General features: G+C 46.9%; 15 protein-coding genes and 6 tRNA genes. 1 reads left to right on the top strand and 20 read right to left on the bottom strand.

The window, feature by feature from the left end; translation table 11 throughout:
* Window positions 1–44: 44 nt before the first annotated feature.
* The 8 genes from DWX32_RS12415 to DWX32_RS12380 form a co-directional block, all read right to left on the bottom strand.
* On the bottom strand, window positions 45–932 hold the full coding sequence (locus DWX32_RS12415) for a carbohydrate ABC transporter permease (RefSeq protein WP_117510684.1): 888 nt from the start codon (window positions 930–932) through the stop codon (window positions 45–47).
* A gap of 14 nt (window positions 933–946) precedes the next feature.
* A complete protein-coding gene (locus DWX32_RS12410) occupies window positions 947–1,858 on the bottom strand; it encodes an ABC transporter permease (protein ID WP_243037587.1) in 912 nt (303 codons plus the stop codon).
* An 89-nt stretch (window positions 1,859–1,947) separates the two neighbouring features.
* The gene (locus DWX32_RS12405) at window positions 1,948–3,792 is read right to left on the bottom strand and encodes an extracellular solute-binding protein (protein ID WP_118660232.1); all 1,845 of its coding nucleotides are present in this window, start codon (window positions 3,790–3,792) and stop codon (window positions 1,948–1,950) included.
* Between the two features lie 477 nt (window positions 3,793–4,269).
* Window positions 4,270–5,715 carry a uracil-xanthine permease family protein gene (locus DWX32_RS12400; protein ID WP_118660230.1) on the bottom strand — a complete coding sequence of 482 codons (1,446 nt, stop codon included), beginning with the start codon at window positions 5,713–5,715 and terminating at the stop codon, window positions 4,270–4,272.
* Window positions 5,716–6,002: 287 nt separating this feature from the next.
* A complete protein-coding gene (locus tag DWX32_RS12395) occupies window positions 6,003–6,356 on the bottom strand; it encodes an Hpt domain-containing protein (RefSeq protein WP_055220310.1) in 354 nt (117 codons plus the stop codon).
* A gap of 419 nt (window positions 6,357–6,775) precedes the next feature.
* Window positions 6,776–8,110 carry an NADP-specific glutamate dehydrogenase gene (gene gdhA, locus DWX32_RS12390; RefSeq protein WP_055220308.1) on the bottom strand — a complete coding sequence of 445 codons (1,335 nt, stop codon included), beginning with the start codon at window positions 8,108–8,110 and terminating at the stop codon, window positions 6,776–6,778.
* A 349-nt stretch (window positions 8,111–8,459) separates the two neighbouring features.
* Complete coding sequence (locus tag DWX32_RS12385) at window positions 8,460–9,059, bottom strand: flavin reductase family protein (RefSeq protein ID WP_117510675.1); 600 nt, start codon at window positions 9,057–9,059, stop codon at window positions 8,460–8,462.
* 104 nt (window positions 9,060–9,163) lie between these two features.
* Window positions 9,164–10,819: a putative manganese-dependent inorganic diphosphatase gene (locus DWX32_RS12380; protein WP_117762172.1), complete on the bottom strand. Its 1,656-nt coding sequence runs from the start codon at window positions 10,817–10,819 to the stop codon at window positions 9,164–9,166.
* 380 nt (window positions 10,820–11,199) lie between these two features.
* Here DWX32_RS12380 and DWX32_RS12375 point away from each other — a divergent pair, with 380 nt between their 5' ends.
* Entirely contained in the window at window positions 11,200–12,111 is a 912-nt protein-coding gene (locus DWX32_RS12375; RefSeq protein WP_117813161.1) for a 30S ribosomal protein S1, read from the top strand.
* A 134-nt stretch (window positions 12,112–12,245) separates the two neighbouring features.
* Here DWX32_RS12375 and trhA read toward each other — a convergent pair whose 3' ends face one another.
* From trhA to DWX32_RS12315, 12 genes are all read right to left on the bottom strand, one after another.
* Complete coding sequence (gene trhA / locus DWX32_RS12370; protein WP_118640817.1) at window positions 12,246–12,920, bottom strand: PAQR family membrane homeostasis protein TrhA; 675 nt, start codon at window positions 12,918–12,920, stop codon at window positions 12,246–12,248.
* A 224-nt stretch (window positions 12,921–13,144) separates the two neighbouring features.
* A complete protein-coding gene (locus tag DWX32_RS12365) occupies window positions 13,145–13,423 on the bottom strand; it encodes a GIY-YIG nuclease family protein (RefSeq protein ID WP_118640815.1) in 279 nt (92 codons plus the stop codon).
* Window positions 13,404–14,279, bottom strand: coding sequence for an ROK family protein (locus DWX32_RS12360; RefSeq protein WP_022461220.1), 876 nt, complete (start codon window positions 14,277–14,279; stop codon window positions 13,404–13,406). The genes DWX32_RS12365 and DWX32_RS12360 overlap by 20 nt, the downstream gene beginning before the upstream one ends.
* A gap of 17 nt (window positions 14,280–14,296) precedes the next feature.
* Window positions 14,297–15,232 (bottom strand): mannose-6-phosphate isomerase, class I, encoded by a 936-nt coding sequence (gene manA / locus DWX32_RS12355; protein WP_118595199.1) that lies wholly within the window; start codon window positions 15,230–15,232, stop codon window positions 14,297–14,299.
* 342 nt (window positions 15,233–15,574) lie between these two features.
* Window positions 15,575–16,528 carry a peptidoglycan DD-metalloendopeptidase family protein gene (locus DWX32_RS12350; RefSeq protein ID WP_117762165.1) on the bottom strand — a complete coding sequence of 318 codons (954 nt, stop codon included), beginning with the start codon at window positions 16,526–16,528 and terminating at the stop codon, window positions 15,575–15,577.
* Between the two features lie 320 nt (window positions 16,529–16,848).
* Entirely contained in the window at window positions 16,849–17,904 is a 1,056-nt protein-coding gene (locus DWX32_RS12345) for a D-alanyl-D-alanine carboxypeptidase family protein (RefSeq protein WP_117762164.1), read from the bottom strand.
* 167 nt (window positions 17,905–18,071) lie between these two features.
* A tRNA-Lys gene (locus DWX32_RS12340) sits at window positions 18,072–18,144 on the bottom strand.
* A gap of 8 nt (window positions 18,145–18,152) precedes the next feature.
* A tRNA-Phe gene (locus DWX32_RS12335) sits at window positions 18,153–18,225 on the bottom strand.
* A 6-nt stretch (window positions 18,226–18,231) separates the two neighbouring features.
* Window positions 18,232–18,305, bottom strand: a tRNA-Met gene (locus DWX32_RS12330).
* A 33-nt stretch (window positions 18,306–18,338) separates the two neighbouring features.
* A tRNA-Thr gene (locus DWX32_RS12325) sits at window positions 18,339–18,411 on the bottom strand.
* Between the two features lie 19 nt (window positions 18,412–18,430).
* Window positions 18,431–18,512 (bottom strand) — tRNA-Tyr (locus DWX32_RS12320).
* Window positions 18,513–18,521: 9 nt separating this feature from the next.
* A tRNA-Val gene (locus DWX32_RS12315) sits at window positions 18,522–18,594 on the bottom strand.
* Window positions 18,595–18,676 lie beyond the last annotated feature (82 nt).

Here is an 18,676-nt window from a genome sequence, read left to right as displayed (position 1 = left end):
GGCTTCCTGTTTCGATTCAGAAGCCGCTTTTTCTGCGTTTTCTCTTATTCTTTTACTGCTCCCAGTGTAATACCGGTTACGAAGTATTTCTGCAGGAACGGATATACAATCAGCATAGGAACAAGGGCGATAAATACCTTTGCTGCCTCCAGTGATTTGTTGGAGTTCTGTGCTAACTGCTGATACTGCTCTGCAGTCAGGGTTACGCCTACCGGGATCTGAACGGAGATCTGACGGATGTAGGTCTGTAACGGATAGTTCGTCTCTTTGTTCATTAATACCAGGCCCTGGAAATACTCGTTCCAGTAACCAACGGATGTAAACAGGACGATGGTTGCGATAACCGGTTTGGAACACGGAACTACAATCTGCCACAGGATACGCCACGGGCCGGCGCCGTCTACACGGGCTGCCTCCTCGAGGTCTCCCGGGATGCCGCGGAAGAAGTTCATCATCAGGAGTACGTTGAATACCGGAACAGAACCAGCCAGAACCAGTGCTGCCATCGTATCGATCATACCATAATTTTTAACGGTGATGAACCACGGAATGGTACCACCATTGAACAGCATACAGAATACCAGGATCCACATCAGGACGTTTCTCGGTTTGTACTCTGTTTTGCTCTTTGCCAGCGGATAGGACATCATAATCAGGACAACCATGGTCCATATGGTTCCAATCACAACTCGCTTGATGGAAATCCAGAAGGAATTCCAGAATGCGGAATCACCCATAATCAGGCTGTAGGATTTTACGTTTGATCCGATCGGGTAAATCGTTACAAGACCGCCCTCAGCGGCTGCTTTTGAAGAAATAGATACGCAGAACGTATACCATAACGGATAAAAACAGCTGAATGCCAGGAGAATCAGGATGATAGCATTTATGACTTTAAACGCTTTGCTGCCAAAACTCTTGCTTTCTATCATAATTTCTGCCCTCCTTAGAAAATCTTGTAATCAGCAAACCTGTAAGCACAAACATAAGAAGTAACAACCAGCACGAAGCTGACAACAGATTTAAAGAGACCTGCTGCAGTAGCCAGCGAGAACTGCATGTTTGTAATACCAATACGGTATACGTATGTATCGATGATATCACCAGTTTCAATAACCAGCTGGTTGTACATGTTGAATACCTGGTCGAAACCTGCATTCAGAACGTTGCCCATTGCCAGTGTGGTCAGAAGAACGATGGTCGGAACCAGTCCCGGGATGGTGATGTGCCATACACGTTTCCAGCGGCTTGCGCCGTCGATTGCAGCTGCCTCGTAAAGGCTCGGGCTGATGCCGGTCAGCGCTGCAAGATAAATAACTGCGTTGTAACCGAACTCTTTCCATACATCAGTTCCGATCAGTAACTGACGGAAGATGCCAGGCATGGTCATCGGAAGAACGGTATCCGTTGCACCCATTGCGCTGCGGACCGTGTTGAAAATTCCGTTTGCGCCAAGGATATTGGTGATGATGTTTGCAAGGATAACCCAGGATACGAAGTGCGGCAGATATACGATCGTCTGAACCGTCTTTTTGAACTTCATATTCTTTACCTCATTCAGCAGCAGTGCGAACACCAGCGGAATGATGATATTCAGGATAACCTTTGCGATTGCAATAATCAGAGTATTGACAAGTGCCCGTTTTGCATCCGGGATAACGGTCAGGTATTTAAACCATTTCAAACCTACCCACGGAGAGCCGAACCATCCTTTGCTCGGATTGTAATCCTGGAATGCCATTACAATACCAACCATCGGAACGATAGAAAACATAAACAGCCAGATATAACCCGGCAGAACCATTAACGTATAGTGAAAGGAATTTGACAGCCCGAGATGGCCTTTTTTCTTCTTCACGGCAAGCTCCTCCTTTGATGTCATTTTTTTAAAGTAGTGGGGTACAGGCTTTCCTGTACCCCACCCTCCACATCATACATTTACATTAGTTACTCAGCCAGGTAATCTTTTACCAGCTCAAGGATCTGATCACCACCCTGTACATGCCAGTCGGTGCAGAACTGATCCCACTCGTCAAGGCTCTTCGCACCAGTGATGAACTGAAGGATACTCTTGTCTTCCAGGTCAGAAATCTGGGTCCAGTAGGTATCCATTCCGTCGATGGTGTAGTACAGTTCAGAATAGATCTTGTGATCCGGCTCAAGTGTTGCGTATGGACGATCACCAATCAGCAGTGCATAGAATCTGTTGAACTGTCCGTTGTTGGTGTTGACATCCATATCGGTTACTGCCAGATCTCTGGATCCGTCATAGTCCTCAGAGATAACGTCTTTCAGAGTTGCGGCATCGTTTGCCAGGTTCTTGTACAGACCGTTGAATTTGCTTCCGCCCTGCTGATAATCATCTGCGCTTGCTTCGCCTTTGATGATTCCCATCAGTGCATCATACTCATACTCGCACTCATCGGTAGCTGCCATACAGTTACGCAGCGGATACCAGCCGATTGCTACAGAAGTATCGAAGGTAGACTCATCACGAACGAGTACGTTGTTCATGATAACAATGGCTTTCTTCACATCATCCGATGCGTTTTTGTTTACCATAGTATAAGTGGTTCCAACGTCTTTCATATGAATATTCCACTCACCGTCTTTGGTGTACAGCGGATATGCCTGCCAGTTTGCATTGTTATCGTTACGGAAGGAATCCGGGTTTCCGTATCCAAGGCTCCACCATGGTCCCATGAAGATACCGCAGGTTCCGTTCTTAACATTGTTTGCATTGTCGCCGTTGGTTGTGGTTCCAACCTCCGGGTTGATGAGGCCTTTTTCATACCAGTCATGTAAGGTGGTAAGGGCTTCTTTCATTTCATCTGTTGTAGTTCCCCAGTACAGTTCGCCGGAATCATCTTTCAGAAAATATCCCGGTGTTGCATTGAATGCCTGATATACAGCATCGAAACCGTATCCGTTGTTGGAGGAGTTCAGGAAGTTGGAGTAGGTTCTTCCGCCGTTATCAATACCTGCGATTGCATAATCCGGGCTGAGACCTGCGTCTTTAAATTTCTGAGCTACTTCGCCGAGTTCATCTACGGTCTTCGGAACTTCCAGTCCTAACTGATCCAGCCAGTCCTGACGGATAAAGTACAGGTAAACACCATCGGTATCTACCGATATGTTTGGCAGTGCACAGAAGGTTCCGTCTACGGTTGCATTGTTGATCGCACGTCCTTCGGTAGTCTCGATGATTTCTTTTACCTGTTTGGATGCGTACTGGTTGAACTCCGGCCAGAGGTCTGCAAGAAGATCTGCTCTTGCTGCCTGTACCAGGTAGTTACGGGTTGGTGCAACGACTGCATCCGGAAGGGAAGCAGATGCGATTGCCAGAGATACTTTCTGCTGGAAGTCAGATGCATTACCTGCAGTCCAGTCGCAGACAACTTTGATGTTGTAGTTATCCAGAAGGTATCTGGTGTACTGGTTGTTATCTACGGAATCGCCGTCCGGAAGTGTGGTATCCTTCGGGTCGATCTGATATCCATAATGTACTTCTACGACATGATCAAATTTTGCAAACGCACGATCGTCATTTTCACCCGGTACTGCATCGTCTGCTTCATCAGCTGCTGCAACCCAGTCACCAGAACCTGCTGCATCGCCGGAGCCGCTGTCCGATGAGGTATCCTTTGCTTCATCGCCGCCTGCCGTACTTGATGCTGTTGTGCCGCTGCTCTTGCTGTTTGCGTCAGAACTGTCTCCTCCAGTGCTGCCACATGCTACCAGGCTTACGATCATGGTGCTTGCCAGTAATGCAGAAATTACTTTCTTTTTCATTTGGTGTCCTCCTTGTGATTTACGTTCTTTTTGCGTGCTCCGTTGTTGCTTTTGTCCAGGCTTACGAAGAATCCATTGTTTTTAATCATACGTTTTGCCTAAAACTTTCACATTTTCGTCACACTTTTTATGCAATGATTATACCTCTTCTCCACCCGTTTTGACAAGCATTTTTTATGTATTTTTCACAATTTATTTCGTTTTTTTAATTCATATTGTCGATTTTGTACACTATTTTAAAATTTATAGTCAATCTTGACTTTTTCTTTTTCGTTATTCTTTTATCTATTGACGGATTTTTTGTGCTTTTTTCCGTCATTTTGTATATTCCTCGTATTTTCAGACATTTTACCTGCAGAGCCTTCTACCGGCAGTTCCCTCCGAATGCCGGGCAACACAATAAAAAAGAACCTCTTATCTCTCCCCGGGAATACTTCTTTCCGGAAACATAAGAGGTTCTTTTTCTTTTTTTGTTCTTTATTCTGCTTTTTTCTTCTCTTTTGGAATAATAATATTCAGTACAATCGCCGCAACAGCTGCCGGAACAATACCGGAGCCGCCGAAAATCAGCTGGATATAATAAGGAAGCTCAGAAGTTGCTCCCGCTGTGGAACCAAGGCCGTAGCCAAGACCCAGTGCAACAGAAACGATCGTGATCTCACGGCTCGTAATCGGCTCTTTTGTGATGAGCTGGATACCGGAAACCAGAATTGACGCAAACATCATAACGGCTGCACCGCCGAGTACGGACTGCGGCATAATGGATACAAATGCTGCAATCTTCGGGCAGAGTCCGCAGAGGATCAGGAAAATGGCTCCGCAGGAAAGTGCCATACGGTTTACGATTTTTGTCATCGAAATAATGCCGACGTTCTGTGCAAAAGAAGTATTCGGGAGAACGCCGAGTGCTGCTGCAAAGCTGGATCCGAGACCGTCGCAGATGATACCGCCGGAAAGCTCAGAATCGGTTGCCTCGCGGTCCATACCGCTCTCTACGCAGGCGCAGATATCGCCGACCGTCTCAACGGTTGTTACGATGAACATGATCGCTACCGGGAGAATTGCCTCCACACGGAAGACTGGTTTTACCTCAGCCAGTTTTCCAAAGCCTGCAATACCAGGGAGTGCGAACCAGGACGCATCTTTTACCTGCTGGAAATTGACAACCCAGGAATATGTATAGGAAACAGTGCTTCCATCCTCAAGAACCGCCGTTCCGGTATGCGGCAGAACCATGGTCATAATAATAGCTACCACGTAGCCGACTAAAATACCGATCAGAATTGAAGCCGTGCTTAAGATTCCCTTCGGATTTGTAAAGTGCTTCAGTGCCAGCGTTACAATCAGAACGACCATGCCAAGGAACAGGTTCTGTATGGAACCGTAATCGTTCGTTCCGGAACCGCCGCAGAGATAATTGATTCCAACCGGAATCAGCGAAAGACCGATCGCCATAACGACGCAGCCGGTAACAACCGACGGGAAAAATTTACGAAGCGGCTTTAAACAGACGCCAAGCACGCCCTCAAACAGACCGCCGACAATTGTCGCACCAAGGATAGCGCCGTACGTCAGCGCGCCCTGTCCCAGCACGGCTGTCACGCTCTTGAATACGCCGAGGAATCCAGAAGATGTACCCATAACAATCGGTACTTTACCGCCGATCGGTCCAATCGAAAACATCTGTACCAGTGTTACAATACCGGCTACTGTCATTGCATTCTGCAAAAGAGCCGTACGAAGTGCACCGTAGCCCGCATCCGCCGTCAGACCGCACGCTCCCATGATGATCAGAAGCGGGGTAAGGTTTCCTACGAACATCGCCATTATGTGCTGCAATCCAAGCGGAATCGCCTGCTTCAGCGGAATCCGTCCTTCAAAGGTGTACGGGGTTCCCATAGCTGAACTTTTTTCTTTTTTCATTGCTTTTCTCCTGCTTTTGTAGATTTGGGCTGCCTTGCCTTTCGGTATGGAATATGCCCTGCACAGCCGGAATTTTTCCGGCAAAGCGTCCTTGTTTTTTCTTATAGATACTTATAAGTTTTTCTTTTTAAACAAGTCTTCTTCATAAGCTGTGCTTTTATGTAAAAAGATTATCATGTTTCTTTTTTCCCGTCAACCCGCATCTTGTACAGAATTCCATAAAAAGGAGACACCGGTCTGTGTTCCTCATCTCACAGATCAATGTCTCCTTGTTTTCTTCCTTCAATTTAAGCGTTCTGGAAATCCTCAATCGCTTTTACGGTGCGGTTATATTCTTCCGTCACCTTCTGCATCAGATCATCCGTCTCGGTCTCCTGCAGCGGTCTTAACCGCTCGGTCAGCTCGGCGCTTGGCTCGTACAGATTTTTAAAACCAAGATTCTGGCACACGCCTTTTAATGTATGAGCTGCACGGAATGCAACCTCAATATTTCCGTCCGCCAGTGCCTGGCAAAGCTCCTGATAGCTCGGATCCTGAGGAAATTTTAAAATGATCCGCTGAATTAGAGATTCACTGCGAAGCCGCTGAACGGTTTCCTCGTAATCTGCTCCCATCTGCATGTAGCAATCTTTTAATGTCATCTTCTCTTCCTCTTCCCTGTATGCAAATTCATTACATATTAATGCATACAAGTTCTTTATCAATACATAAATAATTATATTTCTCATGCAAGCTCTTGTCAACTTCTGCTTTTCATTATTTTTGCATTATTTTTGTTTACTATGCGCTCTATTTCTGAACATAAAATATCTTTTTTCTTACGTTTTTATCTTACCTGTATATTGCATTTATGCATAATAATACAACTTACTCGAATCTTCTGTCGTTTTATTCACACGGTACCGCGTGAAAGTCTATTTCTTCTGTCTAGTCTTGTTGCAAAATGTAATGTTTTTTGTACACTGTAATTTTCGTTATTTTTCTGTGTTTCTTCCATCTTTTATGCAAAAAGGGACCCTCGGTCTTAACCGGAGATCCCTTTGGATTTCTCAAAATCAGATTAGCAGATTCCCTGAGCCATCATAGCGTCAGCTACTTTCTCAAAGCCTGCGATGTTAGCGCCCATAACATAGTCGCCCTCATGGCCGTAACGTTTTGCAGCATCAACCATGTTGTGTGTGATGTTGATCATGATATTTTTCAGTTTTGCATCAACTTCATCGAAGGTCCAGGACAGACGCTCGGAGTTCTGGGACATCTCGAGTGCGGATGTTGCAACACCACCTGCATTTGCAGCTTTTCCAGGTGCGAAGATTACGCCGTGCTCCTGCAGATATTTGGTTGCTTCCAGAGTAGTAGGCATGTTAGCGCCCTCGCATACTGCAGTGCATCCGTTCTCAACAAGTGCTTTTGCATCCTCAAGCAGCAGCTCGTTCTGAGTTGCGCAAGGAAGAGCAAGGTCTGCTTTTACAACCCATACGCCGCGTCCTTCGTGGTACTCAGAGTTTGGACGATATTTCTTGTACTCGGTCAGACGGGCACGGTTTACTTCTTTGATCTCTTTTAATGCAGCTACATCGATTCCGTCTGGATCGTAAACCCATCCGTTGGAGTCAGAGCAGGTGAGAACTTTCACACCAAGCTGAGTAGCTTTCTCGATTGCATAGATTGCAACGTTTCCGGAACCGGATACACAAGCGGTCTTGCCTGCGATGTCGATGCCGTTCAGTTTCAGCAGCTCCTGGGTCAGGTACAGCAGTCCGTATCCGGTAGCCTCTGTTCTTGCTAAAGATCCGCCGTAGCTTAAACCTTTACCAGTCAGAACGCCTTCGTATACGCCGCGGATTCTCTTGTACTGTCCGAACATGAAGCCGATCTCTCTTGCGCCTGTTCCGATGTCACCAGCCGGTACGTCGGTGTCTGCGCCGATATATTTGCAAAGCTCTGTCATAAAGCTCTGGCAGAATGCCATGATCTCTCTGTCAGATTTTCCTTTCGGATCGAAGTCAGAACCACCTTTACCTCCGCCGATCGGAAGGCTGGTCAGTGAGTTTTTGAATACCTGCTCGAATCCCAGGAATTTGATAATACCAATATTTACAGAAGGATGCAGACGGATTCCTCCTTTGTAAGGTCCGATTGCACTGTTAAACTGTACACGATATCCGGTGTTTACATGAGCCTGTCCTTTATCGTCTACCCACGGCACACGGAATTTGATCTGACGCTCTGGCTCTACCATTCTCTCCAGAAGAGCAACTTTTCTGTATTTTTCCTCGTTTGCTTCAATAACAGGGCGAAGAGATTCCAGAACCTCTTTGACTGCCTGATGGAATTCCGGCTCAGCTGGGTTTTTTGCAACTACGGACTCAATAACCTCATCTACGTATGACATGTTAGTTTCCTCCTTGAAATTTCTCCCTTAATGTAGTGCAGAAAGATTTCTTTAAAAGATCCATCTGCGGTTCTCATCAGCCTTAAAGCGTGGAGAAAATCATTTCCGCACTCTCTCGCGTCTCCGGTGGATTCTCCCGTCCTCCGGATCACTTAATTTTATAAGGTCAACGATTGGTTGATATTATAGCATAAAATATCCGGTTTTTGCAATATTTCACGCAAAAAATTCCTAATAAATCATGATTTTGTAGCGTTTTCTAATATTTACCCAGTATTTTTGTCGATTTTGTATATTTTTACCGAAAGTACTATAAAATTTCGCGTGCTGATTCTTTAGAAAATAAAGATTAGCTGCGGTTTTTTGTTTTTATATTAGGTGTTTTCGATTTTTTCTTCACGCTCCAGCCAAAGGTTCCCTGCTTTTTCCCGATTCCAAAGTACTCTCCGTGGGAATACACAATCGGTTTCGCGCGGTTCAGATCGAAGCGGCCGCGCTCATCCATGTATGCCTCATCCGCATGGACAGCCACAACTTTTGCAAGAAACATGTGATGCGAGCCCAGTTCGAGCACCTGCTCCACTTTACACTCGATATTAACCGGCGACTCCCCGATCATCGGTGCGGAAATCTCCTCCGCCTCGACTTTCGTCAGTTTCATCTCTTTGAACTTATCCACATCTCTTCCCGAGCGCACGCCGCAGTAGTCGGTCGCATAGCAGAGGTCCTCCGTCGTCAGGTTGATGACGAACGCACCGCTCTCTTTGATCATCTGATAGCTGTAGCGTTCCGGCCGCACCGAGATCGATACCATCGGAGGATTCGTACACACCGTGCCGGCCCAGGCAACGGTGATGATGTTGTCCTCCCCGTTCTTTCCGCGCACCGACACCATGACCGCCGGCAGCGGATACAGCATATTTCCCGCTTTCCATGTCTGTTTTCCCATTCTTATTTCTTTCCTTTCCTTTTTTTCACCCTTTTATGACCGAAAAAAGCGTGCCCCGGATCTGTTTTCAGGCCCGGAACCACGCTTTTTTATTTTTTCTGTTTTTACTGATTCTGCAGCGCCATCATAAATGCCGGAATCAGCTGTTTCTTTCTCGATACAACACCCTTCAGCTCGCAGCTGACCTCGTTGACCGGAAGATCTTCAAAAGCTTTTTCGATGACTTCCTTTGCCCCGCTTCCATAATACAGAAGCTCTGTAGATTCTTCTATAATATTGGTCAGCATAAAGAATACCATCTCGATGCCGTGTTTTCCGCACTCGCTTTCCATCTGCGGCAGAAGCTGTTCCTTGATGGATTCCAGCTCGCCCGCATCGAGGGATGTAATCTGGCCGACACCAAACGTAACATCGCCCATGATGAATTTTTTGAAATCCTGGTAGAAAATTTCTTCCGGTGATTTATCTTTCAGGTTGCTTCCTGCACGGAACATTTCGGATGCAAACTCCGGAATGCTGATGCCTGCAATGTCCGCCAGTGCCTCTGCTGCCGCTTTGTCAAGAAACGTACACGTCGGCGACCGGAACATCAGCGTATCGGAAATGATGGCTGCGCAGAGCAGTCCTGCGATGTTCGGCGCGATCTCCAGCTCTTTTTCCTTATAAATTTCATACATAATCGTTCCCGTGCAGCCCACCGGCTCATTGCGGAACATAACCGGCGCCATCGTCTCAAGTGATCCCAGACGATGATGGTCGATGATCTCGAGAATCTCCGCCTCTTTGACGTTATCGACCGCCTGTGATTCCTCATTGTGATCGACGAGAATCAGTTTCTTTCCTGCATTTCCGATCAGGTTCCGACGGGAAATCGTTCCCACATATTTTCCTTTCTTGTTCAGAATCGGGAAATCGCGGTGTCTCTGATTTTTCATAACTTCTTTGATATCATCGAGGAAATCTTCGGTGTTGAACGTGATCAGATTGCTTCTGCGCATCAGATATTTGACCGGAATACTCTGGTTAATCAGACGCGCAATCGTATACGTGTCATGCGGACTGCTGATGATCACACAGCATTTTTCCTCTGCAAATTTCTGAATCGTTTTCGTCACCTTTGCGCCAAGTCCGACGATAATGCAGCTTGCATCCATCTCGATTGCACAGAGCTGGTCCTCCGCACGGTTTCCGAGAATGACAAGGTCATCTTTTTCGATGTAGTTCTCCATCGTATCCGGATGGAATGCGCCGACAACGACTTTTCCGCGGATAAAATAACCATGTTCATTTCCGACAATAACCGAACCATCCAACGTATCCGCGATACTGCGGTATTGCGTCCTTGCCAGTGACATGACATGGCTGTCATAAGAATCCATATAGGATTCTGCGATATCACTGACCGTAATCACGCCCTGCAGATCATTGTCCGGCGAAGTAATCGGCAGTGTGACCACGTTGTTGTTTTTCATCATGGAATACGCTTTCTTCACGGAAATCGTGCCCGGTACGCTCGGCACCTCATGGATTTCAATTTCCTTTACCTGCGTTCCCGCATTCGGCAGATACCCCGGTGCGCGCACGCCAAAACGCTTCAGTACATACTCGGTCTCCTCATTGATCTGACCGGCACGCCGCGCCATGTAGGTTTTGGTTTTATCTGTCCTGTTCTTGATATCCGCATAGGCAATCGCCGAACAAATGGAATCCGTATCCGGATTTTTATGTCCAATTACATAAACTCTTGAATTTGATTTCATAATAGTACTCCTCCCTTCTGTATGTTTGTGGTATACAGTAAGTTCGTCCCGGTAGTTTTACTTCTTTTTTTGTAACGACTACAGTTACTGCTCACTTCGTGACCAGTAACCGCCGCCCTGCACATGCAAATTCGCTCCGCGAAGTTCCGGGCGGCCACCTGAATCACTTTCTCCTGCAGCCGCGCAGCAAGTGCGCGTCTCAGTAATTTTGGTAACGACTACACACATATTACCATCCTTTTTTCATCTGGTCAAAGAAAATCTTTTATGTTAAGATAAACGCAGATAGAAAAACGTGCAAAATTGAACCCGATTTTTTCATAAATCCACAATTTTCCTCTCGTTTTCCTGTTATTCTTACGAAAAAGGGGTGTTTCATTATGTCAGAAGAAAAATTAACCATGGATGACTTCTCCGCAGAGCTGGAAGCTTCCTTCAAAAAAATTGAGGAAGGCGACATGCTCACCGGAACCGTCATCTCCGTAGATGAAAAAGAGGTGATTCTCGATCTGAAATACTACGCAGAGGGCGTCATCCGCGCCGAGGACTTCAGCAACGAGCCTGGCTTCTCCTTAAAAGACGCTGTTCAGGTCGGTGACGAAATCACCGCAACCGTGATCCGCAAAGACGACGGCCACGGCAACATTCTTCTCTCCCGCGCAGAGGCAAACGATATCCTCGCATGGGAAAAACTCGCACAGTACAAAGAAGAGAAAACCGTACTGGATGTAAAAGTCAAAGGAATCGTAAACGCCGGTGTTATCGCTTACGTCGAAGGAATCCGCGGCTTCATCCCGGCTTCCAAACTCTCCCTGAACTACGTGGAAGATCTGAATGAATACTTAAACAAAGACATTCAGGTACAGGTTTTTGACCTCGACAAAGAAAAAGACCGCCTGATCCTCTCCGCCCGCGAAATTCTCCGCGAGAAAGCAGACGAAGAGCGCAAAGAGAAAATCTCCAACGTAGAAGTCGGCCTCGTCACCGAAGGAACCGTTGAGAGCCTGCAGCCATACGGCGCCTTCATCAGCCTCGGAAACGGCCTCTCCGGCCTCGTCCACATCTCCCAGATCTGCGCCAAACGCATCAAACATCCGTCCGCAGTTCTGGCAGTCGGCGATAAAGTCAAAGTAAAAGTCATTGCCATCAAAGACGGCAAACTCAGTCTCTCCATGAAGGCACTCGACGATGTTGCCGCCGAAGAAATTCAGGAAGAAACCATCGAACTCCCGGAGACAGAGGAAGTGACAACGACACTGGGATCGCTGTTTAAAAATATTAAACTGAACTAAAGTGACTGTTCACGTTGTTATAACAGCATTTTCCAGGGGTTTTGCAGCATCACAGATTTTACCCCCATGACACGTAAACATAAAGCAGCGGCTGTACCGGATTTTTCTTTCCCGGTACAGCCGCCACTGTTATTTTATACCGGCATCGCCGCCACAAAATAGTACATCACAATAAAATGACAGAAGCTTCCACCCATCACAAACAGATGAAAAATTTCATGTGTTCCGAACTTTTTATGTTTTGCATTAAACACCGGCATTTTTAAGGAGTAAATCACCCCGCCGACTGTATAAATAATTCCGCCGGCCAGCAGCCATCCAAACGCCGGCCGCGAGAGGGCCAGAAACAGCGGATGAAACGCCAGAACGCACAGCCAGCCCATTGCGATATACAGCACCGAAGAAAACCACTTCGGACAGTTGATCCAGAATGCCTTGACGAGAATCCCGCCAATCGCTGCCGCCCACACCAGTGCACAGAGTGCAATTCCCGTCCGTCCATGCAGTGCAATCAGGCAGATCGGTGTGTAGCTTCCCGCAATCAGCACTGAAATCATCATATGATCAAACTTTTTCAGTCGACGGTTCACCTTCCCGTTTACATCAAACGTGTGATACACGGTGCTCGCCAGATACAGCAAAATCATACTCAGCATAAACACTGCCATTGCGACCACATGCAGATGATCCGGCTCCCGCGCCGCCTTCAAAAGCAACGGCAGCGTTCCCACCACCGCTAGGATCAGCGCAGTCCCATGTGTAATCGCACTGCCAGGATCCTTGATTCCATTTTTTCTGATATACTTCATTCTGCCCACTCCTTTCCTGTCAGAAACGTTGTTTTATTTCAATTACTGTATCACATGGTTTTTATTACTACTTGTTGCCGTTTCTTTTATTATAACAGGATGAAATTATTTTGCAAGTCAAAATATCTGGTTTCTTCCGGAATCGTTCGACACATTTTCACAAAAAAACAGACTTTCCGCATCCACACATTGTTGTGTCTGTTCGAAAAGTCTGTTTTTGATTCTTATTTCGCCTTGATCAGCTTCCATTTCTCTGTCCGCGAAAGCTGTTTAATCTCCCACTCCCGCCGCATCGCCTCTTCTTTGGAGGAATACGTTTCAAAATACACCAGTTTTACCGGTCTCCGGCTTTTGGTGTATTTGGCACCTTTTCCCACATTGTGTGCCTCGACGCGGTGCTCAAGATTGTTGGTCCAGCCGGTGTAAAGTGTTCCATCGCTGCATTCCACGATGTAAGTGAAATTTTTCGGATGTTCCTGCACCTTACTGCATTGCCAGCTCATCTACAGCCAGTTTCAGCGCACCCATGATACCCTGATTGTCGTTCAGACTTGGAAGTACAATGTAGCTGTCGAGATCCTCGAGTTCTTTTGTTACAAGATATCCGTTCAGCTGTTTCTTTACTTCTTCTCTTACGAGCGGCATCATATGCTCCTGATGCATAACGCCTCCGCCCAAAACGATTCTCTGCGGGGAGAGCAGCATGATGCAGTCTACAAGTGCCTGTCCGATATAGTAAGCCTCAAGCTCCCATACCTCTTTTTTGTCTGCCAGCTCAATACCTTTTTTGCCCCAGCGTGCTTCAATGGCAGGACCTGCAGCAAGGCCTTCCAGGCAGTTGCTGTGATACGGGCATTTTCCGCCGTAAGTATCTTTCGGATGTCTGGTCAGCAGAACGTGTCCGCCTTCCGGATGAAGCATGCCGTGCAACAGCTTGCCATTGGAAATAATTCCCATTCCAACGCCCGTTCCGATGGTGATGTAAATGCTGTTGTCCAGACCTTTTGTGATTCCCCAGGTAGCCTCACCCAGTGCAGAACCGTTTACATCGGTATCAAATCCAACCGGGATGTCCAGTGCATCTGCGAAAGCGCCTACGATGTTGTAGTTCTTCCATGCTAATTTGGGAGTTGTGGTAATGTAACCATATGTTTCGGATTTTCTGTTCAGGTCGATCGGTCCAAAGCAACCGATTCCCAGTGCCTGAATGTCCTTCTCTTTGAAATACTCAATCATTTTCGGAACGGTAATTTCCGGTGTCTCGGTCGGGATAGAAATTCTCTCATAAATTTCTCCATTTGCGTTTCCAATTGCGCAGACCATCTTTGTTCCGCCTGCTTCTAATGCTCCAAGTCTCATTGTGTTTTTCTCCTCTCTTATGCTTCTGGATTTGAGCAGATTACAGAAAGTTTTCCTTCAAATCTGCATCCATTAAAATTAGCCGGTATAATAAAGTGAGTACCTTTCTTAACCGGAATACCGTTTACAGTACCCTCTCCGGCGATTACACTTACATTAGTATAATATTTTTTCGCATCCAAGGTGAATACACCGTCGATGTCGTATTTATCTACAGAGTAGAACTTGCATGTTACAAAATGGGTATGTACCGCGCCCGGGATTTCCTCTGTAAAGGTATCGATATCTGCCGGTTTAAACGGAGCCTCGATAACATCGATACTCTGCTCTACATGAAGCTGTCTCGGTTTGCCGTTCTGCAGTCTGTCATAATCGTATACACGATAGGTGATATCGCTGCTCTGCTGTGTCTCCAGAATCAGTGTGCCGCCTTTGATGGCATGTACGCATCCCGGATTGATCTGGAAGAAATCTCCCTTATGTACCGGCACTTTGCGGATGAAATCGCTCCACTCATGATTGCGGATCATTTTCTCCACTTCTGCCTTGTCTTTTGCATTGTGTCCGATAACAATTTCTGTACCCGGTTCGCAGTCCAGCACGTACCAGCACTCGGTCTTTCCAAGAGATCCATTCTCATGCTCTCCTGCATAAGCATCATCTGGATGAACCTGGATGCTCAGATCATTTTTTGCATCAATGATCTTGATCAGCAGCGGAACCTGGCTTCCCGGGTAATTTCCGAAAATTTCCGGCTCCTCTTTCCAGAGCTCACCTAATGTTTTTCCATCAAATCTTCCGCCTGCCACATGGCTCATTCCGTTGGCATGTCCGCTGATCGCCCAGCACTCGCCGGTTGTATCGCTCGGAATTTCGTAATCAAATACGTCTCTTAACTTTGTTCCACCCCAGATTGCTTCTTTGAACACCGGGTCCATAAATAAAAGCTCCATATTTTTCTAATCCTCCTTGTTTTCAGGATCTGTCCACTACATCTATTTTAACCGATAACATTCAAAAACGAAACCCCTAAAATGACAAACTTTCACATTTTCTGTAACCGGTTACTTTCCTTTTATTCCGCCCTTTTTCTATATCAAAACAATCCTGTTTGTTATATGTAAAGCTGACTGTTTTCAGCCAGCCTTTTTTATAAAAAGCAATCGAAAAACGGTATTTTACCATCCGCGGTCTGCGCCGCCTTTTTTGTATTCAAAACCTGTAAAAAAGATTCGATTGCGAATCCTACACTTTATAATACTTTCCCGCATCCCATTTCGTGCAGGTCCTCTTTTTTATTCCGAAATTGCCGGGAGATATACCATAGGATCAATGGCTTTTCCATCTTTTTTCATCTCAAAGAAAAGATTGCTTCCCTCTTTTACATAATATTTCGTCGGTGCTGCAACTGCTCCGATCCGTGCTGCTTTCTGAACTTTCTGGCCTGCCTCGAGGGAAACGTCTGTGAGCTGTCCGTAGATGGCTTCGTATCCATTTCCAAGATTCATGGTGACGGTGAGGCCGGTTCTTGCATCATTTTCCACACTCACAACTTCTCCGTCCGCTGCCGCCAGAACCGGAGTTCCTTCTGCCGCCGAGAAAACAACGCCTGGATTGCACTGGTAAAGATCCAGTGTCGGGAAATAAACGGTATTTTCCATGTTATACGGAATCAGAACTGTTCCAGTAACCGGCAGTTCCATGATTGTCGCTTCGCTGAACATCAGATCCTGTGCAGCCCCTGCTGTCTCAACTGCCGTTTCCTGATTTTCTGCAGAATCCACAGTTCCGGATGCTGCACTCGTTTCTTCATTCGCCGCTGTTTCTCCTGATCCTGTTTCTCCGTTCTGATCCGCCGCTGTTCCGTTTACCGCCTGCGCGTCCTGTCTTTCTGTATTCCCATCTGATTCTTCCGGTGTATTCTGAGCCGTCTCTGCATCTGCTTCTGGATTTCCCGCCGCCTCTTCTTCACACGCCGCTTCCATTTCCGGCACCTGTTCCAGACTGTTTTCCACATCATCTGCCTGATCCTGTACGGCACGCGTTCCGTCTGCATCTCCCGCCGTCTCCTCCGTCTGCTGTTCTGTAGTTCCGGTGCTTTCGTCCTCTGTAAGCTGTGCCGTCTCTCCCTGTTTCGCCTGATCTGCCTTACCGTTTCTCGCATCCTGCTGCCAGGTCAGCACTCCGCCTGCAATCATCATTGCCAGTGCCGCTGTGATCACGCCGATTCTCAACTTGTCTCTTTTCATATTCTTACCACCTCTGCTGATATCTTTTTAAGCATTTCAGAGGCGTTTTTCGATTTCTCGCTCTCCTCCTGCTTTTCTACAGTAAGCAGTATTTCCCATCCGGCGCGATCTATACACAAAAACTGGATTTTTCCTTTCCGTTATCCACAATTTTTCCCCTGCGCTTCTTTCTTTTGTGGAAAACATAATTCTTTTCTGCGCATTCCGTGCAAAACATCCCCAATGTTATCCACACCTTATTTTCTCGACTTGCTTCACGTAAAAAAAAGAGCCGGAACCGGGAATTTTCTCCCGTTTCCAGCTCTCGCTTTCACCTGTATTTACTGTAATCTTCCATACACCGTACTCGCATCCGCGATGCTGTCCACCGCAGATCCCGAATCCGTCATGGCCTCTGCCGTAACAAGTATGTACTCTTCGCCTCCATATTCTGCAAAGCTGACCAGGCACTGACCCGCCTCATCGGTAAATCCGGTCTTTCCGCCTTCAATGACTGCCCCGTTCTCCAGTGTCGTACTCATCTCATAGCTGGTAAACCGGTGGAGCATCGTGTCATACAGCGTAATTCCCTCCGGGTGTGATGCGGTAGCCTCCGTTGTGTAAACCTCCCTCGTCACGATCTCGCGAAACGTATCACTCTTCAGACACTCACTCATCAGCACCGCAATATCACGGCAGGTAGAATAATGGTTGTCGTTATGTAGTCCCGTGCAGTTCTCAAAATGCGTATTGGTAAGTCCCAGTTCTTCTGCTTTCTGGTTCATCATGGCCACAAAACCTTCTTCCGATCCGCCGACTGCTCTCGCCAATGTCTCACATGCATCTGCGCCGGATGGCAGCAGCACACCATAGAGAAGATCACGAACCGTCGGCTGTTCGTACGGATTAAATCCCGCTACCGACGCATCCTGTGCCGTCAGTTCCTCGAAGATGTCCTCCGGAACCGTAATCGTCTCGTTCAGATCCGGAAGATTTTCAATGGTAAGCAGCGCTGTCATAATCTTTGTCATCGACGCCGGATAAATTCTCTCATCTCCGCCCAGATTCATCATCTCAGCCAGATCGCTTTCCCGCACCAGCAGGGCATGCTGACTGTTCAGACCATCTGACGAAATCTGCTGTACCGGCTCAGGCATCGGTGTAATCTCCTCCTCCGGGCTGGAATCCGATATCGGCTCTGAACTGTCCCCAGCAAGAGAGGATGACGAAACCGAAGAGGATGCACTTGCGTTTCCATCCGTCTGTTTTTTCTCGTTCTTCTGCATCTGATATCCAAGCACGCCAATCAATCCGATAATGATAACAAGCAGAACACTTAAAATCACTTTCTGCTGAAACTGGCGTCTTCGTCTTTTGTTTTTCTTTTTTTGTGCCATAAACAGATTCCTCCGTTCTTTTTTATTCTTTCAAAGCATAGTACATTTCCTGCTCTTTTGCAAGATTTTCGCCGTAACCTTAAGATAAACATAATCAAAATTGGTCCACCGGACCAATTTGGGATATGCAGAACAAAAAAAAGAACCCTCGAAAGGGTTCCACATAGTGAAGCATCGGGGATTCGAACCCCGGACAACTTGATTAAAAGTCAAGTGCTCTACCGACTGAGCTAATGCTCCGTAAAATATGCCTAGTTCCGGAATCGAACCAGAGACACGAGGATTTTCAGTCCTCTGCTCTACCAACTGAGCTAACTAGGCATAAAATTGCGGGAGTAGGATTTGAACCTACGACCTTCGGGTTATGAGCCCGACGAGCTTCCAGACTGCTCCATCCCGCGATATCCTATTTTTGTACTTGATTTCTCAAGTAAAGCCGATGATCGGACTCGAACCGATAACCTGCTGATTACAAATCAGCTGCTCTGCCAATTGAGCCACATCGGCCGATTGCCTGATTGGCAAGTGGGTGGTGGTGGATTCGAACCACCGAAGCAATTTGCAGCAGATTTACAGTCTGTCCCCTTTGGCCACTCGGGAAACCACCCATAAAAGAATGGGACCTACAGGGCTCGAACCTGTGACCCTCTGCTTGTAAGGCAGATGCTCTCCCAGCTGAGCTAAGATCCCATTTTTCAGATATTTAGTTATGAAAAGCGACCCGGATCGGGATCGAACCGACGACCTCCGCCGTGACAGGGCGGCGCTCTAA

The sequence above is a fragment of the Blautia sp. AF19-13LB genome, from assembly GCF_003479105.1.
GTDB classification, from domain to species: domain Bacteria; phylum Bacillota; class Clostridia; order Lachnospirales; family Lachnospiraceae; genus Fusicatenibacter; species Fusicatenibacter saccharivorans.
This window is presented reverse-complemented; position numbering and strand designations above follow the sequence as displayed.

What these genes read in the sequence shown, in the direction of transcription:
- DWX32_RS12380 (WP_117762172.1), bottom strand. Translation starts at nt 10,819, where the DNA reads ATGAAATCAAATTCAAGAGTTTATGTAATTGGACATAAAAATCCGGAT.
- DWX32_RS12350 (WP_117762165.1), bottom strand. Translation starts at nt 16,528, where the DNA reads ATGAAAAGAGACAAGTTGAGAATCGGCGTGATCACAGCGGCACTGGCA.
- DWX32_RS12345 (WP_117762164.1), bottom strand. Translation starts at nt 17,904, where the DNA reads ATGGCACAAAAAAAGAAAAACAAAAGACGAAGACGCCAGTTTCAGCAG.
- DWX32_RS12400 (WP_118660230.1), bottom strand. Translation starts at nt 5,715, where the DNA reads ATGAAAAAAGAAAAAAGTTCAGCTATGGGAACCCCGTACACCTTTGAA.
- DWX32_RS12395 (WP_055220310.1), bottom strand. Translation starts at nt 6,356, where the DNA reads ATGACATTAAAAGATTGCTACATGCAGATGGGAGCAGATTACGAGGAA.
- manA (WP_118595199.1), bottom strand. Translation starts at nt 15,232, where the DNA reads ATGGAGCTTTTATTTATGGACCCGGTGTTCAAAGAAGCAATCTGGGGT.
- DWX32_RS12360 (WP_022461220.1), bottom strand. Translation starts at nt 14,279, where the DNA reads ATGAGACTTGGAGCATTAGAAGCAGGCGGAACAAAGATGGTCTGCGCA.
- gdhA (WP_055220308.1), bottom strand. Translation starts at nt 8,110, where the DNA reads ATGTCATACGTAGATGAGGTTATTGAGTCCGTAGTTGCAAAAAACCCA.
- DWX32_RS12375 (WP_117813161.1), top strand. Translation starts at nt 11,200, where the DNA reads ATGTCAGAAGAAAAATTAACCATGGATGACTTCTCCGCAGAGCTGGAA.
- DWX32_RS12365 (WP_118640815.1), bottom strand. Translation starts at nt 13,423, where the DNA reads ATGAGCTGGCAATGCAGTAAGGTGCAGGAACATCCGAAAAATTTCACT.
- trhA (WP_118640817.1), bottom strand. Translation starts at nt 12,920, where the DNA reads ATGAAGTATATCAGAAAAAATGGAATCAAGGATCCTGGCAGTGCGATT.
- DWX32_RS12385 (WP_117510675.1), bottom strand. Translation starts at nt 9,059, where the DNA reads ATGGGAAAACAGACATGGAAAGCGGGAAATATGCTGTATCCGCTGCCG.
- DWX32_RS12405 (WP_118660232.1), bottom strand. Translation starts at nt 3,792, where the DNA reads ATGAAAAAGAAAGTAATTTCTGCATTACTGGCAAGCACCATGATCGTA.
- DWX32_RS12415 (WP_117510684.1), bottom strand. Translation starts at nt 932, where the DNA reads ATGATAGAAAGCAAGAGTTTTGGCAGCAAAGCGTTTAAAGTCATAAAT.